Below are 14689 nucleotides of genomic sequence, written 5' to 3'. Positions count from 1 at the left end.
CCCATGCCATTTGTCGCCATCAACCTGAGCAATGACTACGAAGTTGCCAACAAAACCCGCTACGCCACCCAGGGAGAGGCTGACGCTCGCGCGCGCGAGATCCTGACCCAGTTTCCGGCCGCCCAGGTCTGTGTTGCACAGGTGCTGAAGGACTACACCGCCACGGTAGCCATTACTGTCGCAGACCCGGCCGATCCGGCGCCTGAGCCTGAAGCGCCTGTCGCCTGACGCACCCCGTAATCAACCCACGCCCGCCTAGCGCGGGCTTCTTTTTGCCTGGAGAAAACCATGTCCCGAATTTCTGCCGCAGTTGCCGGCGGCGTAAACGTGATTGCCTTCTTGGACATGCTGGCTTGGTCCGAAGGCACTTCGACTATCAAGGCCAGCGACGACGGGTACAACGTCCTAGTGGGTGGCAAACTGTTCAGCGATTACGGGAGGCACCCGAGGGTGAAGGTGTGGCTGCCCAAGTACAGCATCTACAGTTCTGCTGCCGGCCGGTACCAGTTCCTCGCCGGCACTTGGGACGCCATCGTGAAGAATTACGGGTTCAAGGGCCGTTTCATTCCCGAGGCCCAGGACCTGGCTGCGATCAAGTTGCTGACGGAGTGCGGCGCGCTGCCGCTCATCAAGGCCGGTCGCATTGCCGAAGCGATAGTCAAGGCCGCCCCGATCTGGGCCAGCCTGCCCGGTGCTGGCTATGGCCAGCGCGAGCACAAGCTGGCCGCGCTGTTGGGCATCTACGAAGCGGAGCGGGCGGTCGAGGCCAAGCCACAAGATCAGCTTCTGGCGATGTTCAGCGCCTGCGGTGGGGAGATGGCGGCGTGAATGGCTGGGTCAAGGCCGCAGCCTTGGTCCTTGTGGTGACGTCCTACTGGGGCGCCTACCAGCATGGCCGGTCGGTGGAGCGTGCTGTTGCTGGCCAGGCGTCAGCACAGCGAGACAGTGGTGATCGCCTAGCTGAGGTAATCGGCGAGCGCGGTGCCAGACAGGAAGAACAGCGACGCGCCGAGGCGCAGGAGGAGGCGAGAGCCCATGCCCAGGAAGAAAGAACGATTGCTGATGTTGGCGCTGCTGACGCCGATGCTGCTGGCCAGCGGCTGCGCAGTGACGCCACCCAGCTCGCCGCCACCGTCAGTTGCACCGGCTCGGATACCGCCGCTGTCGCCAGAGGCGAGACAGCCACCCGCGCCGCCATGGTGCTCTCCGACCTGCTCACACGGGCTGATGCTCGAGCGGGAGAGTTGGCGAAAGCTTATGACCAAGCCCGAATAGCGGGCCAGGCCTGCGAAGCGTCCTATAATGCCCTGATCAAGTGATAGGGGTAGGGCAGTGGACAAGCGTACCTTCATTGGAATGGTCGAGGCCGGCGAGCCGCTGATTCAGCAGGCTGTCGACGCCATGCGGGAGTATCACCAGGCGCAGGATCGAGGTGCGCCGGCGGCGGAGGTCGAGCGCCTGCGCCTGCTGGCCGAGTCGCTGTTTCAGGTGGTCTCCGATTACCAGCTTCGGGTGATTGCCACGATGCGCGGCAAGGATGTGCCGCCTCTCCACTGATCCGCTGGCCGGCGATTGCCCGCTGCGGATTCCGCATATACGATACTGTATCGATATACAGTATTGGTGCAGCATGTACTTTCTCCTCGTTCGCCGCCGCGTGAATGGTGTGGCCATCCCTTCCGATCAGCTCAGGAAGATCCAGCCCCTGCGGGCCGACATCCACATCGGTGGCCATCATAGTGAGCCGCTGGGCCGGGTTTCGACCCAGGCGTGGGTGTTCAGCCCGTCGCCGGGGCCCGACATCATCCCCCGGCTGCACGACGCCAAGGTCAACGGCATGGCTCAACTCGGCATAAACATCAACGGCATCGAGGAGGTCGACGGCGTGCTGTATGCGCAGTCCTGGTGGTGCAGGGCAGAATGATGGCCGGGATACCGCAGGCCTGGCTGGATGAGCTGAACGACCAGTTCGCCCTGATCACCGATCCGGACGGCCGCGCTGCCGTGCTCGATGAGATGGCCTATGCCGCCCATCGTCGGCGAGAGGTCAGCGCCGAGAACCTGGTCGACATGCTGGGGCTGTCCGAGGCGTCTCGTTACTGGGCTCTGATGGAGCACGAGGAGGCCTGGGCTATAGGCCTGTTCGGCAAGTACGAGCCAGATAACCATCTTGGTCACCAGGTGATAAAGGGGGGCGGGAAGGCCATGCCTTAGCCTTTTTGCGGCAGCACCATATCAGCCCAGGCCTGCATCATGTCGCGGCGCTGCTCTATATATGTGGCGTGGTTGTACACGTCACGGATGGCGCTGCTGTCGGCGTGGGCCAGCTGGCGTTCGATCCAGTCCTTGTTGTAGCCACGGCTGTTCATCTCCGTGGAAAACAGGTGTCGGAACCCGTGAGGCGACTGGCGGCCTGTGTATCCACAGCGGTCCAGCAGGTTCACGGCGTAGTTGATGCCGATCGGCCGAACCGCGTCAGACCGGTTTGGGAACACATACTTCATCCCGCCTGAGATAGGCAGCATGGAGCGCAGTATTTCCACGGCTTGGCGCGACAGCGGTACCACATGGTCGCGGCGCATCTTCATCTTGGCGGCTGGTATCGACCAGGTCGCTGTGTCGAGGTCGACCTCCGACCACTCGGCCTTGCGCACCTCAGCCGGCCGGCAGGCGGTGAGGATCAGCAGTTTGGTGGCGCACTGCAGTTGCAGGCCTGACTGGCTTTCCTCGATGGCCTTGATGATGGCCGGCATCTCCGAAAAGTCGAGGAACGGTCGGTTTCTGTGCGGCGCCATCTTCTCGGTGACAGTGTGCATTTCCGCCGTGGGGTTGTTCTCGATCATGCCGGTGGCGATCGCATACCGAAAAACCTGGCCCATCCACTGCCTGGTCTTGACGGCGGTGGTCACCGACCCGCGGCGCTCAATGCGGCGAATCAGCGTGATCACATCGGACCGCTTGATCAAGTCGATCTGACGCATGCCGAAGGCGGGCAGTACATCCAGTTCCATCGCGTTAGAAATTACCTTGACCGTCGATTCGGTCAGGCTTCCCTTCCTAAATTCCAGCCACTCGTCGTAGACGCGGCGGAATGTCCTCTCCTGGGCGCCAAGGCGCTCTGTCTTCTTCATCCTCCTTGATTCGCGTGGGTCTACTCCCTGCGCAACCTCTTCGCGCGCCTCGTCCCTTCGCGCACGTGCCTCCTTCAAACCGATCTCTGGGTAGGTCCCAAGGGAAATCCTGGCCTGCTTTCCAAGCCAGGTGAACCTGAAATGCCAGCTCTTTACGCCGGTTTCGGCGATGTACAGCGTGAGCCCGAGCGAGTCCGCAAGGGTGTAGCCCTTTTCCCGGGGCTTGGCCTGCCTGGCCGCGGTGTCCGTGAGCGCCACTAGTACATTGCCTCTCGCTGTGTGTTGGATGTACTGGATGATGTACTACGTTTTTGGGATTGGGAAGGTACAGCATGGTACGAGACGATACGCCAATGACGCCGTATTTAGGGCGTCATGGCTGTCTGTGGTATCGCTCGGTTTTCGGCGGGAATCCACTGTGGAATCCTTGAAGATTTCCACGCTGTCATAACTCTGTGCGAATCAATAATGCTCGCAGTCTACCAGCATGCCCGCTACAAGGCTTGCAGGTGTTCATGCAACCGCCCGGTGGTGTGGTCTTGACCTGCGCTATCATGGCGCCAGCTGTTTTCAGGTTGAATTAAGGACCGGTGGTTAATCTTAACCCCGTAGACAACTTGCACAGTTCTCAGGAGAGAAGAACGATGAAAACCTTGACTGCCCTGTTCACCGCCGCCGCCCTTGTCCTGGGCGCCAATGCCGCCTTCGCCAAGGACGTACAGCCTGACGAAGTGGTCAAACTGGTCAACGCCAAGACCATTAAGTCGCTCGACGAGCTGAAAGCCACCGCCGTGGCCAAGCACCCGGGCGCCACTGTCACCGATTCGGAGCTGGAAGACGAGTACGGCCGCTACATCTACAAGGTCGAATTGCGTGACACGCAGAACGTAGAATGGGACGTGGCGCTGGACGCCAAGACCGGTGAAGTGCTGAAGGACGAGCGGGACAACTGATGATTCACTTACCGCGGCCAGCGCGCTACCTCGCGCTGGCGCTGCTGGCCGTGTGTTCGCTGGCCGCCGCCCGCGACCTTGACCAGGACGAAGCCCTGAAGCTGCGCCAGAAGGGCGTCATCCTGCCGCTCGAACAGTTGCTGGAAACCGCCCTGGGGCGTTACCCCGGGGCGCGTTTGCTGGAGGCCGAGCTGGAAGAGGACGACGATCGCTACGAATATGAAGTCGAACTGCTGACGGCGGACGGTGTGGTGCGCGAGATCAAGCTCGATGCCAGCACCGGCGCCTTGCTCAAAGACGAGGAAGACGACTGAATGCGCCTGTTGCTTGTCGAGGACAATGTACCGCTGGCCGACGAGCTGACCACCGGCCTGCAGCGCCAGGGTTATGCCGTGGACTGGCTGGCTGACGGCCGCGATGCGGTGTACCAGGGCCAGAGCGAGCCCTACGACCTGATCATCCTCGACCTTGGCCTGCCGGGCTTGCCGGGCCTGGACGTGCTGGCCCAGTGGCGTGCCGCCGGCCTGGCCACGCCGGTGCTGATCCTTACCGCCCGTGGCTCGTGGGCCGAGCGTATCGAAGGACTGAAAGCCGGGGCTGATGACTACCTGAGCAAACCGTTCCACCCGGAGGAGTTGCAACTGCGCATCCAGTCGCTGCTGCGCCGTGCGCGTGGTCTGGCCAATCAGCCAACACTGGAAGCTGCCGGCCTGCACCTGGATGAAAGCCGCCAGTGCGTGAGCCGTGATGGCGTGGATGTGCAGCTGACCGCCGCCGAGTTCCGCCTGCTGCGCTACTTCATGCTGCACCCGCAGCAGATCCTGTCCAAGAGCCACCTGGCCGAGCACCTCTACGACGGTGAAACCGAGCGGGATTCGAACGTGCTGGAAGTACACGTCAACCACTTGCGCCGCAAGCTGGGCCGCAGCGTGATCGAGACCCGGCGCGGGCAAGGCTATATCTACGCGGGGAGCACCGGGTGAAGTCGATCCAGGCGCGTTTGAGCCTTGGCCTGGTCGCGGTGCTGGTGGTCGTCGGCGTGGTCCTGGCGCAACTGACCTTGTGGTTGTTCGAAGCCGGCCTGCAGCGTTACCTGGAAAACGGCCTGCGCAAGGAAAGCGAGAACCTGCTGGTGGCGCTGGTGCGCGGGCCATCCGGCCTGCAGCTGGATGAGCGCCGCATCTCGGCGGCGTATCAGCGGCCTTTTTCCGGTTATTACTTCCGTATCGATTTCGACAAAGGCACCTGGCGCTCACGCTCGCTGTGGGACCTGGACATGCCCAAGCCAGCTGCGCCAGGCCTTTCCGACAGCCATGAACTCGGCCCGGAAGGGCAGCAACTGCTAGCCCTGCGCGCTGACTACCGGCGCCTGGGCCAAGACATCTCCATCAGCGTCGCGCAGGATTACTCGCCGGTGCGTGAGGGCTTTCGGCGCATGCAGCAGATCGGCCTTGGCATGGGCCTGGTGGCACTGATTCTGGTGTTGGTGCTGCAGCGCATGACCGTAACGCGTTCGCTGCGGCCGTTGGAACGGGCGCGCCAGCAGATCGCCCAACTGCAGCAAGGCCAGCGGTCACAACTGGATGCCGAGGTGCCCAGCGAGCTGGCCCCGTTGGTGGGGCAGATCAACCACTTGCTCAGCCATACCGAAGACAGCCTGCGCCGTTCGCGCAATGCTTTGGGTAACCTGGGGCATGCACTGAAGACGCCGTTGGCGGTGCTGCTGAGCCTGGCGTCCAGCGAGCGCCTGAAGGACTTGCCCGAGGTGCGGGCGCAGATGCGTGAGCAGCTGGAGCAGATTCAGCAGCGGTTGGCGCGCGAACTGAATCGCGCGCGGTTGGCGGGTGATGCCTTGCCCGGTGCGCAATTCGATTGCGATGCCGAACTGCCGGGGTTGCTGAGCACGTTGGGCATGATCCATGGGGAAGGGCTGCTGCTGGCCAGCGATGTGCCCCCCGGTTTGCTGTTGCCATGGGACCGTGAGGACTTCCTGGAGTTGCTGGGCAACCTGCTGGACAACGCCTGCAAGTGGGCCGACAGCGAAGTGCGCCTTGGCATTGAGCCGAACGCCGAGGGCTATCAGGTATGGGTCGATGATGACGGCCCGGGGATTCCCGAGGGCCAGCGGCAGCAGGTGCTGGAGCGCGGTTCGCGGCTGGACGAGCAGGTGGACGGGCACGGCCTGGGGCTGGGCATCGTGCGCGATATCGTCGAGGCCTGGGGTGGGCGGCTGGCCTTGCTGGAGAGCCCGCTGGGTGGGCTTCGCGTCAATATCGACCTGCCGCGCAAGGCCCGATAATGCCGGGGCCGAGATCCCCTGTGGGAGCGGGCTTGAGGATGATCAGTACTGCAAAAAAATTGCAGTACAGCCGCATTTTTTTGAATTAGCCCAATCTCCCCCCTCCCGGCAAAATCCCGTTCACGAAACCCTGCGCTTTCCATCTCTCCACGGACGGAGCCCCTTGTGGTATTGCACGCGCAATACGAGGCCCAGGCCACCTCGGCTGGGCTTTCTTTTTAATCAGAAAAACCAAAGATTCCGACTACTCAAATGCCTGCCTCGCGTTCCGAAAGTCGTCTGCAGCGGCTGTTGCCGGCGCCCCTGAATATTCCCCCAAAAGAATGGCTGCGTGCCGCTATCGGTGCGTTGCTCGGCCTGTTCCTCGCCGGCTGGCTGACCAGCATCGCCTATGGCCCCGGTATCGCCCTGCACCTGCTTGGCCCGCTGGCCGCCTCGGCTGTGCTGGTGTTCGCCGTGCATTCCGGCCCACTGGCCCAACCCTGGCCGGTGCTGGGCAGCTATGCCCTGGCGGGCGCGGTCGGCCTGGCCATGCGTGAAGGCTTCGGCCCCGAGCTGTGGGTGGCCGCTGCCGCCCTGGGCATCTCGCTGCTGGTGATGTGCCTGCTGCGCTGCCTGCACCCACCGGGTGGCGGGGTGGCGGTGAGCGCCGTGCTGGCTGACTCAGGGCTGAACGCCATGGGCGACCACCTGCTGGAGCCGGTGCTGCTCAATGCGTTGATCCTGGTGGCGGTGGCGATTGTCTACAACCGCTTGACGGGCGTGCGCTACCCGAAAGGCGCGGTGCCGCGCAAAGACCTGCACCACACCCATGACCCGCTGCCCGGCGAGCGGGTGGGCATCCGCAGTGAAGACCTGGACCAGGCCCTGGAACAGCTGGGCGAGTTCGTCGACGTCACCCGTGACGAGCTGGAGCGCATCATCCTCGCCACCGAGCAACACGCCCTGCAGCGCAGTCTCGGCGGTATTACGGCGGCCTCGGTGATGTCCCGCGACGTGCAGTTCGCCACGCCCGACACCACCCTTGAACAGGCCTGGAAAATGCTCGCCAGCTACCACCTGAAAACCCTGCCGGTGTTACAGCACGGCAAACTGGTGGGCATCGTCAGCCTCAGCGACCTGGTTGGCCCGGCGATGCAGCGCGGCCGTTTCAGCTGGCGCGGGCTGTTTGGCCGCAAGGCGGTGCGCATGGAGCAGGTGATGAGCCGGCGGGTGGTGAGTGTCAGCAGTCAGCACCCGTTGGAGCACCTGCTGCCACTGTTGTGCGAACAGGGCTTGCACTGCCTGCCGGTGCTCGACGCCGACCAGCTGGTGGGGGTGATTACCCAGACTGACCTGATTGCCGGCCTCAAGCGCCATTTGCTCAGCAAAGCCGAGGCGTCAGATAACCGGGTCCCAGCGCTGTGACCAGTCGCTGGCGCCTGCAGCTACAAGTCGGCGCAAGATAGCGAAGGCCTGTTGAAGGGCTTCGCTGTCGTGTTCGCGTGGATACACCAGGAAGGTTGGGTAAGTGAACTCTGGCGCCTGTGGTACCCGCTCGAACACACCGCTGTCCAGGTATGCCTGCACCACACGCGTGCGAAAGTAACCGCTGCCACCTTGGTCGAGAATGAACTGCAAAGCCAACGGGCCGAGGTTGAAGCTTAACGCCGGGCGCGCGCAATCGGGCAGGGCGGCATCGTGCCGGCGGCGGAAGGCCTCGCCCCAGTCGATGTAGATGTACGGTTCGGGTTGGTCGACGCGGCGCACGCGGATCAGTTTTTCTTCCATCAACTGTTCCACCTGCAAACCCGGCCCGTAGGTCGGCTGGTACACCAGTGCAGCGTCCAGCAGGCCCATCTCGACCTTGCGCAGCAGCGACTCGCCGTCGCTCACTTCGCTGCGTATGGCGTGGCTGGGCAGTTCACGGTGCAGGGCAGTGACCCAGTCAAGCAACATCGGGTTACCCAGGCTGACTTCTGCCCCCACATGCAGCACCTGCTGGCAGCCTTCAGGCAGCGGCAGGTCGCGCCGCGCTGCTTCCCAGGTTTGCACCAGCTGGTTGGCATAACTGACAAAGGCCTCGCCGTCGCTGGTCAGGCTGGCACCGTTGCGGCTGCGCACGAACAGCTGGCAGCCCAATTGCTGCTCCAGGCGCTGCACCCGGGCGGTAATGGCCGTCTGTGACACGAACAGGCGCTCGGCAGCGGCGACCAGGCTGCCGCAACGCACGATTTCCAGAAAGGTTCGGGCCTGTTCGATATCCATGGGCTGCTCGGTGGCTGAGGGGTGGCCTATTCTAGAGGCTTTGCACCGTTAGGGGCGCTTTTGCGTTGTCTGCAAATTTGCAGGTCGGTTGTGACTTTAGTCCCATGGCGGCGCTGTTGTAGCGGTCCATACTCAAGGTTCGCCCTTCAATAACAACAAGTACCGGGTTCCTTTCGCTATGAGCTATCAGCACAGCTACGCCCATTCCATTTCCGACCCTGCCGCATTTTGGGCGGAACAGGCCGCGCACCTGGCCTGGCACCGCAAGCCTGCCCTTAACCTGCAAGACAACGCCGACGGTACCCACCGCTGGTTCGCCGATGGCCGCCTGAACAGCTGCTACCTGGCCCTCGATCACCAGATCGAGCAGGGTCGTGGCGAGCAGCTGGCACTGATTTACGACTCGCCGGTGACGGGCGTGCAGCAGGCTTACACCTACAACCAGTTGCGCGACGAAGTGGCGCGCCTGGCCGGCTTGCTGCGCCAGTTGGGGGTCAACAAGGGCGATGGTGTGATCATCTACATGCCCATGGTGCCGCAGGCGGCCATGGCCATGCTGGCCTGCGCGCGCATTGGTGCGGTGCACTCGGTGGTGTTCGGTGGCTTTGCCGCCAACGAGCTGGCCCTGCGCATCGATGACGCCCGGCCGACGCTGTTGCTCACGGCATCCTGCGGGCTGGAGTTCGACCGGGTGATTGCTTACAAGCCGCTGGTCGACCGTGCCCTGCAACTGGCCCGGCACCAGCCGCGCAATGTGCTGGTGCTGCAACGGCCGCAGGCGCAAGCTGAACTGCAGCCAGGCCGCGACCTGGACTGGCAGGCGGCACTGGCCGGCGCCACGCCGGTCGCCCCGGTCGAACTGGATGCCGGTGATCCGCTTTACATCATGTACACCTCGGGTACCACCGGCAAACCCAAGGGTATCGTCCGGGAAAACGGCGGTAATGCTGTGGCGCTGTGCTATGCCATGCGCCATATCTATGGCATGCAGGCCGGCGATGTGTGGTGGGGCATTTCCGACGTGGGCTGGGTGGTCGGCCATTCGCTGATCGTTTACGGGCCGCTGATGAGCGGCTGCACCACGGTGTTCTACGAAGGTAAGCCAATTCGCACCCCGGACGCCTCGGCCTACTGGCGGGTGGTGGAGCAATACAACGTCAATGCGCTGTTCTGTGCGCCCACCGCCATGCGTGCCATCCGCAAGGAAGACCCGGAGGGCGAGCTGATCCGCAAGCACGACCTCAGCTCGCTGCGCCAGCTGTTCCTGGCGGGTGAGAAGCTCGACTCAAGCACCCATGAATGGCTGGAGCGGGTCAGTGGCAAGCCGGTGCACGACCATTGGTGGCAGACCGAAACCGGCTGGCCGGTCACTGCGCCCTGCGTCGGGCTGGAAGGCAGCGCGGCCAGGCCGGGCTCAAGCAACCGGGCGGTACCGGGCTACCATGTGCGTGTCGTGGATGACGAAGGCCACTTGCTGGGGCCTGATCAGCAAGGCTCGATTGTCATTGCGCTGCCGTTGCCGCCCGGGTGCAGCCAGACGCTATGGGGCGACCACGAGCGTTACTTGCAGGCCTACCTGCGCACCTATCCGGGTTACTACCACACAGGCGATGGCGGCTACCTGGACGATGATGGCTTTGTCTACATCATGGGGCGCACGGATGACGTGATCAACGTGTCCGGGCACCGGCTTTCCACCGGCGAAATGGAGGACCTGGTGGCCTGTCACCCGGCGGTGGCCGAGTGCGCGGTGATTGGCGTGCACGACGAGATCAAGGGGCAGGTGCCGCTGGCGCTCGTTGTGCTCAAGGACGGCGAGGGCATCAGCGAGGCGCAGTTGCTGGTGGACCTGGTGGGCAGCGTGCGCGAGGCAATCGGCCCGCTGGCCTGTTTCAACCGGGTTCGGCGGGTGAAGCGTTTGCCTAAAACGCGTTCGGGGAAGATCTTGCGGGCGGTGCTGCGCAAGATTGCCGATGGGCAGGAGTATGTGCCGCCCTCGACCCTGGATGACCCTGCGGTGCTGGGGGAGATCGAGGCGGTGCTGGCGGATCTGCCCAGGGCGTGTTGATGAGCTGACGGTTCTGGCCTCTTCGCGGGTTTACCCGCGAAAAGGCCGTTTCAGGCAATGTCGATCTAAAGGGCTACCTGGTGCAGTTGCCCCAACCGGCTGCGGGTTCGCATCAGGTCGGCAAGCGGCCCGCCCAGGCTCTCTTCCAGCGGTCGCTTGCCAATCACCGTCACTTGGCGGTCCTGGTCATACAGCACATCCACCAGGTTCACGAAGCGCTGCTGGGCTGCCAGCGAACATTCCGCCAGGTTATCCAGCCCATCAATGATCCACTCATCGTACTGCTGCGCCAGCACCAGGTAGTCGATCACCGCCGTGGCCTTTTCGCACAAGTCGTCAAACCCGAGCACCACCCGCCGGCCCTCGATGGCCAGTGCGCGTAAGGGGCGCTTGTTCACCTCCAGCATCACCGGCTGTTCGCGGGGCACGTTCAGCGCCAGGCGCTGCGCGGCATCGCCTGGCCACACATAATGGCCCTGGGTGAAACGCTGGTGCTCGCGGTTGGCCGGCAGGCTGCGAAAATCCATATCGCCGCCTACCTCCAGCACTTCCATGGCGCTGTTGATCAGGCGGATCACGGGCAGGAAACGCTCGTGGTACAGCGGGTTGGGCAGCAAGCCTTCAGGGGCGTAGTTGGAGGTCACCAGCAGGAACACGCCACGGGCGAACAAGGCGTTGAACAACCGGGTGAGCAGCATCGCATCGCCAATGTCATGCACATGGAACTCATCGAAGCACAGCACCCGGCAATCGCCCACCAGGTCATCGAGTGTGGCACCCAGTGCATCGTCCAATGCCCGGTGGCGGTGCATGCCCTGGTGCAGGCGGGCAAAGAAGTCATGAAAGTGCAGGCGCAGTTTGGCGTCCACCGGCACCGCCTGGAAAAAGCCATCGAGCAGCCAGCTCTTGCCGCGTCCCACCGACCCGTACAGGTAAAGGCTGCGTGGCTGCCCCTGTTCGAGCTGTGCCAGTTGTGTGGCCATGCACTGGATCACCCGTCGCTGGCCATCACTCAGCTGGTAACCCCGGCTGCGGGCTTTGTCCTCGAACCAGTCGAGCAGTTCACTGTGGTTGGCTTCGGCGCCACGCAGGCGTTGGCCAAGCTGGCGAAGTGGGGCGGGGATCCAGGCAGACAAATGCACAGCTCCTTGGGCGATGGCGGGGCAGCGTGCAGCTTGCCCGAGGGCGGCCATTTTGGCCAATACAGAAAGTGGCCGGCAATGATCGCTTCATGCGATAGGTCTGGCATCAGCGTGGGGGAATATGACTAACTCGCTGTTTTCTGGCAATTTTTTTTCATCAGGGGCTTCACAGATCAAAACTTTGTTGTTAAAGTGCCGCGCATTCCAAGACAACAACCCAGTTGTCACTCAGTTGGAATTGTCAGAGCAGCAAACGCTGCATCCGATACAGGGGCGTCGCCAAGCGGTAAGGCAGCAGGTTTTGATCCTGCCATGCGTTGGTTCGAATCCAGCCGCCCCTGCCATTTTCCAGATTCAAACGTATATCACCCGGTGCTTAGGAAAATGAGCGCTGGGTTTTGTCGTTTTTGTCGTTTTTGCGCGATGTTTGTAGAGCGGCCGTGTGCCGCTCTCAACTAACCTGCAATCCCCAGCATTTCATTCAGCACCCTGGCCAGTTCATCCGCCTGCACGGGTTTCTGGATCACCACGCTGCCCGGTAAATCCAGCCCTTGCAACTCCGCATAGCCAGTTAGAAACACCACCGGCAGGTGCGGGTAGCGGTCACGGGCCGCCAGCGCCAACTGCGCGCCGTTGAACTCGGGCATGGCGAAGTCGGTAAGCAGCAGGTCGATTTCCCCATCCAGCAGGGCCAGGGCCTGTTCGCCGCTGTGCGCCTGGCGCACCTGGTAGCCGTACTGGCGCAACACGTCGCCCAGCATGTCGCGCACCAGGTGGTCATCATCCACCAGCAGTACCGTACGGTTGCAGCCACTGTCGCTGACCGACTGCCTGAGCAGCGGTACGGCCGGTTCGCTCATGGCCTGCTCCTTGACCGCCGGCAGATACACCGCCACTTGCGTGCCACGGCCAGGTACGGTGTCGATGCGCACGCCGCCCCCGGACTGTTTGGCAAAGCCGAACACCTGGGCCAGGCCAAGACCGGAGCCCTTGCCGATGTCCTTGGTGGTAAAGAACGGCTCGAACACCTTGGCCAGCACGTCTTCGCTCATGCCACAGCCGGTATCGCGGATGCTCAGCATCACATACTCCCCAGGCTCCGGGTCTTCGGGGCGCTGCGGGCGGGTATCGATGCGGGTGTTGCGAGTGGTCAGGGTCAGTTGGCCGCCATCGGGCATGGCATCGCGGGCATTGATCGCCAGGTTGAGGATGATCATTTCGGTCTGGGTAGGGTCGGTCAGGGCCTGCCACAGGGCCGGGTCCAGGTCCAGGCGTACCGAGACGTTACCGCCCAAGGTGCGGCTTAACAGTTCTTGCAGGCCGGCCAGGGTGCGATTGAGGTTCAGCGGCACGGGTTCCAGGCGCTGACGGCGGGAAAACGCCAGCAGCTGTGAGGTCAGCTTGGCGCCACGCTCGCCGGCTTCGCGGATGTGGGTGAGGCGCGCGCGGGCTTTGTCCAGGTTGGCCTTGGCCAGGTCGCGCTCGAGAAAGCTGGCGCCGGTGAGGATGACCGTCAGCAGGTTGTTGAAGTCGTGGGCCACGCCTGCGGTCAGCTGGCCGACCGCTTCCAGCCGCTGCATCTGTTGCAGCGCCGCCTCGATGCGTTCGCGCTCGTTGATCTGCTCGCGCAGGCGCGTGTTGGCTTCTGCCAGGCCAAGGGCGGCTTCGCGCTCGCTGGTAATGTCGCGCGCCACCACGTACAGCAAGGTGTCTTCGGGCACCACTACCCACGAGAGCCAGCGCTGCTGCCCACCGGCGTGCTGGATGCGCCCGACGAAGCGGGCACTGGTGCGGCCGTGGGCGAGGGCGGCCAGCTCGGTAAGCAACAGTTCTTGGTCGTGCTCGGGCAGCAGGTGCAGCAAGGAGGACTGGCTCAGACGCTCGCGGGAGAAGCCCAGGCTGGCTTCCCAGGCGGGGTTGAGTGCGACTGGGGTCAGGTCTTTGTTGAGCACGGCCAGCAGGTCCTGCGACAGCTCCCAGGCGCGGTCGCGTTCTCGGGTGCGGCGTTCCACCCGCTCGCCCAGCATCTCGTTGAGCTGGCGCAGCGCCTGGGTGGCCAGGCGCTGGGTGTGGATGTCCTGCAGTACGCCGGAAAAACGCACGCACTGGTCGTTGACGAACTGGCACTGGCCGCTGCTAAGCAACCAGCGTGGCTCCAGCCCGTTGGGTTGGGCAATACGGAACTCGACCCGGTAGTGGCCGCCGCTTTCCGGGCGCATGGCGTGCTCCACCGCCTCGCGCACCAGTGGCAGGTCGTCGGGGTAGATGCCGGCGTAGAACACGTCAAGGCTCATTTCGGTGCTGGTGGGCAGGCCGAACAACGTCTTGCAGCGGTCGTCCCACAGCAGCAAGCCTTCTTGCGGGCGCAGGTCCCAGGTGCCCATGCCGGCGGCGTCGATAGCGATGCGGGCACGGGCTTCGACATCTGCCAGTGCCTCTTCGGCGCGGCGCCGTCGCTGGCGTTCCTGCACCTCGGTCAGGGCCCGGCGCACGGCCTTGGGCAGCAGCGGCAGGTTTTTTTTCAGCACGTAGTTGGTGGCGCCGAGGCGGATCATTTCCACCGCGTGCTCTTCGCCATAGATGCCGGACAGGAAAATGAACGGTATGTCTGGCGCCAGGCGCTGGGCGATGGCCAGCACCTCGGTGCCGGACGAGCCTGGCAGCACGCAGTCGCACAGGATCAGGTCATAGTGGGCCTCACGCAGGGCGTGTTCGACACCCGCATGGTCGAACACCAGCCGGTGCTGCACATTCAGCCCGCTGCGCTCCAGGCGCATCAGGGTCAGCTCGGCGTCCATCGCGCTGTCTTCGACCATCAGTATTTTCAACGGCGTTTGCTGCATCGTTGC

Annotated in this window: 16 protein-coding genes and 1 tRNA gene; 13 read left to right on the top strand and 4 right to left on the bottom strand. The window is 63.4% G+C overall.

Features of this window, described 5'->3' with window-relative positions:
• The first annotated feature begins 3 nt into the window (after positions 1 to 3).
• The 6 genes from APH36_RS08640 (at position 4) to APH36_RS08615 (ending at position 2214) form a co-directional block, all read left to right on the top strand.
• Positions 4 to 228, top strand: a complete 225-nt coding sequence (locus APH36_RS08640; RefSeq protein ID WP_060498293.1) for a hypothetical protein — start codon at positions 4 to 6, stop codon at positions 226 to 228.
• Between the two features lie 60 nt (positions 229 to 288).
• Positions 289 to 828 (top strand): glycoside hydrolase family protein, encoded by a 540-nt coding sequence (locus APH36_RS08635; RefSeq protein ID WP_060498292.1) that lies wholly within the window; start codon positions 289 to 291, stop codon positions 826 to 828.
• Positions 825 to 1319 carry a DUF2514 domain-containing protein gene (locus APH36_RS08630; RefSeq protein WP_060498291.1) on the top strand — a complete coding sequence of 165 codons (495 nt, stop codon included), beginning with the start codon at positions 825 to 827 and terminating at the stop codon, positions 1317 to 1319. The genes APH36_RS08635 and APH36_RS08630 overlap by 4 nt, the downstream gene beginning before the upstream one ends.
• A gap of 13 nt (positions 1320 to 1332) precedes the next feature.
• Positions 1333 to 1557, top strand: coding sequence for a hypothetical protein (locus tag APH36_RS08625; protein WP_060498290.1), 225 nt, complete (start codon positions 1333 to 1335; stop codon positions 1555 to 1557).
• A 73-nt stretch (positions 1558 to 1630) separates the two neighbouring features.
• Positions 1631 to 1924 carry a hypothetical protein gene (locus tag APH36_RS08620; protein ID WP_060498289.1) on the top strand — a complete coding sequence of 98 codons (294 nt, stop codon included), beginning with the start codon at positions 1631 to 1633 and terminating at the stop codon, positions 1922 to 1924.
• Positions 1921 to 2214, top strand: coding sequence for a hypothetical protein (locus APH36_RS08615; RefSeq protein ID WP_060498288.1), 294 nt, complete (start codon positions 1921 to 1923; stop codon positions 2212 to 2214). Before APH36_RS08620 ends, APH36_RS08615 begins: the two co-directional genes overlap by 4 nt.
• Here the strand turns inward: APH36_RS08615 and APH36_RS08610 are convergent.
• The gene (locus APH36_RS08610; RefSeq protein WP_060498287.1) at positions 2211 to 3389 is read right to left on the bottom strand and encodes a tyrosine-type recombinase/integrase; all 1179 of its coding nucleotides are present in this window, start codon (positions 3387 to 3389) and stop codon (positions 2211 to 2213) included. The two genes, APH36_RS08615 and APH36_RS08610, sit on opposite strands and share 4 nt — an antisense overlap.
• Before the next feature lie 386 nt (positions 3390 to 3775).
• Between APH36_RS08610 and APH36_RS08605 the strand changes: the two genes are divergently transcribed.
• The 5 genes from APH36_RS08605 (at position 3776) to APH36_RS08585 (ending at position 7790) form a co-directional block, all read left to right on the top strand.
• The gene (locus APH36_RS08605; RefSeq protein WP_060498286.1) at positions 3776 to 4084 is read left to right on the top strand and encodes a PepSY domain-containing protein; all 309 of its coding nucleotides are present in this window, start codon (positions 3776 to 3778) and stop codon (positions 4082 to 4084) included.
• A complete protein-coding gene (locus tag APH36_RS08600) occupies positions 4084 to 4398 on the top strand; it encodes a PepSY domain-containing protein (RefSeq protein WP_019097599.1) in 315 nt (104 codons plus the stop codon). The genes APH36_RS08605 and APH36_RS08600 overlap by 1 nt, the downstream gene beginning before the upstream one ends.
• Entirely contained in the window at positions 4399 to 5067 is a 669-nt protein-coding gene (locus APH36_RS08595) for a response regulator transcription factor (RefSeq protein ID WP_019097600.1), read from the top strand.
• Complete coding sequence (locus tag APH36_RS08590; RefSeq protein WP_060498285.1) at positions 5064 to 6383, top strand: sensor histidine kinase; 1320 nt, start codon at positions 5064 to 5066, stop codon at positions 6381 to 6383. Before APH36_RS08595 ends, APH36_RS08590 begins: the two co-directional genes overlap by 4 nt.
• Positions 6384 to 6635: 252 nt before the next feature.
• Positions 6636 to 7790 carry an HPP family protein gene (locus APH36_RS08585; protein WP_060498284.1) on the top strand — a complete coding sequence of 385 codons (1155 nt, stop codon included), beginning with the start codon at positions 6636 to 6638 and terminating at the stop codon, positions 7788 to 7790.
• Here APH36_RS08585 and APH36_RS08580 read toward each other — a convergent pair.
• Positions 7764 to 8630 carry a LysR family transcriptional regulator gene (locus APH36_RS08580; protein ID WP_060498283.1) on the bottom strand — a complete coding sequence of 289 codons (867 nt, stop codon included), beginning with the start codon at positions 8628 to 8630 and terminating at the stop codon, positions 7764 to 7766. The two genes, APH36_RS08585 and APH36_RS08580, sit on opposite strands and share 27 nt — an antisense overlap.
• A 178-nt stretch (positions 8631 to 8808) precedes the next feature.
• Here APH36_RS08580 and APH36_RS08575 point away from each other — a divergent pair, with 178 nt between their 5' ends.
• Positions 8809 to 10698 carry a propionyl-CoA synthetase gene (locus APH36_RS08575; protein ID WP_060498282.1) on the top strand — a complete coding sequence of 630 codons (1890 nt, stop codon included), beginning with the start codon at positions 8809 to 8811 and terminating at the stop codon, positions 10696 to 10698.
• A gap of 65 nt (positions 10699 to 10763) precedes the next feature.
• Here APH36_RS08575 and zapE read toward each other — a convergent pair whose 3' ends face one another.
• Complete coding sequence (gene zapE, locus APH36_RS08570; RefSeq protein ID WP_060498281.1) at positions 10764 to 11834, bottom strand: cell division protein ZapE; 1071 nt, start codon at positions 11832 to 11834, stop codon at positions 10764 to 10766.
• A gap of 275 nt (positions 11835 to 12109) precedes the next feature.
• On the opposite strand from zapE, the gene APH36_RS08565 reads away from it, so the two are divergent.
• Positions 12110 to 12184 (top strand) — tRNA-Gln (locus APH36_RS08565).
• Positions 12185 to 12295: 111 nt separating this feature from the next.
• Here the strand turns inward: APH36_RS08565 and APH36_RS08560 are convergent.
• The gene (locus tag APH36_RS08560; protein ID WP_060498280.1) at positions 12296 to 14683 is read right to left on the bottom strand and encodes a response regulator; all 2388 of its coding nucleotides are present in this window, start codon (positions 14681 to 14683) and stop codon (positions 12296 to 12298) included.
• Positions 14684 to 14689: the final 6 nt, after the last annotated feature.

The organism is Pseudomonas sp. NBRC 111133 (genome assembly GCF_001320605.1).
In the GTDB taxonomy this organism is placed as follows: Bacteria; Pseudomonadota; Gammaproteobacteria; order Pseudomonadales; family Pseudomonadaceae; genus Aquipseudomonas; species Aquipseudomonas monteilii.
This window is presented reverse-complemented; position numbering and strand designations above follow the sequence as displayed.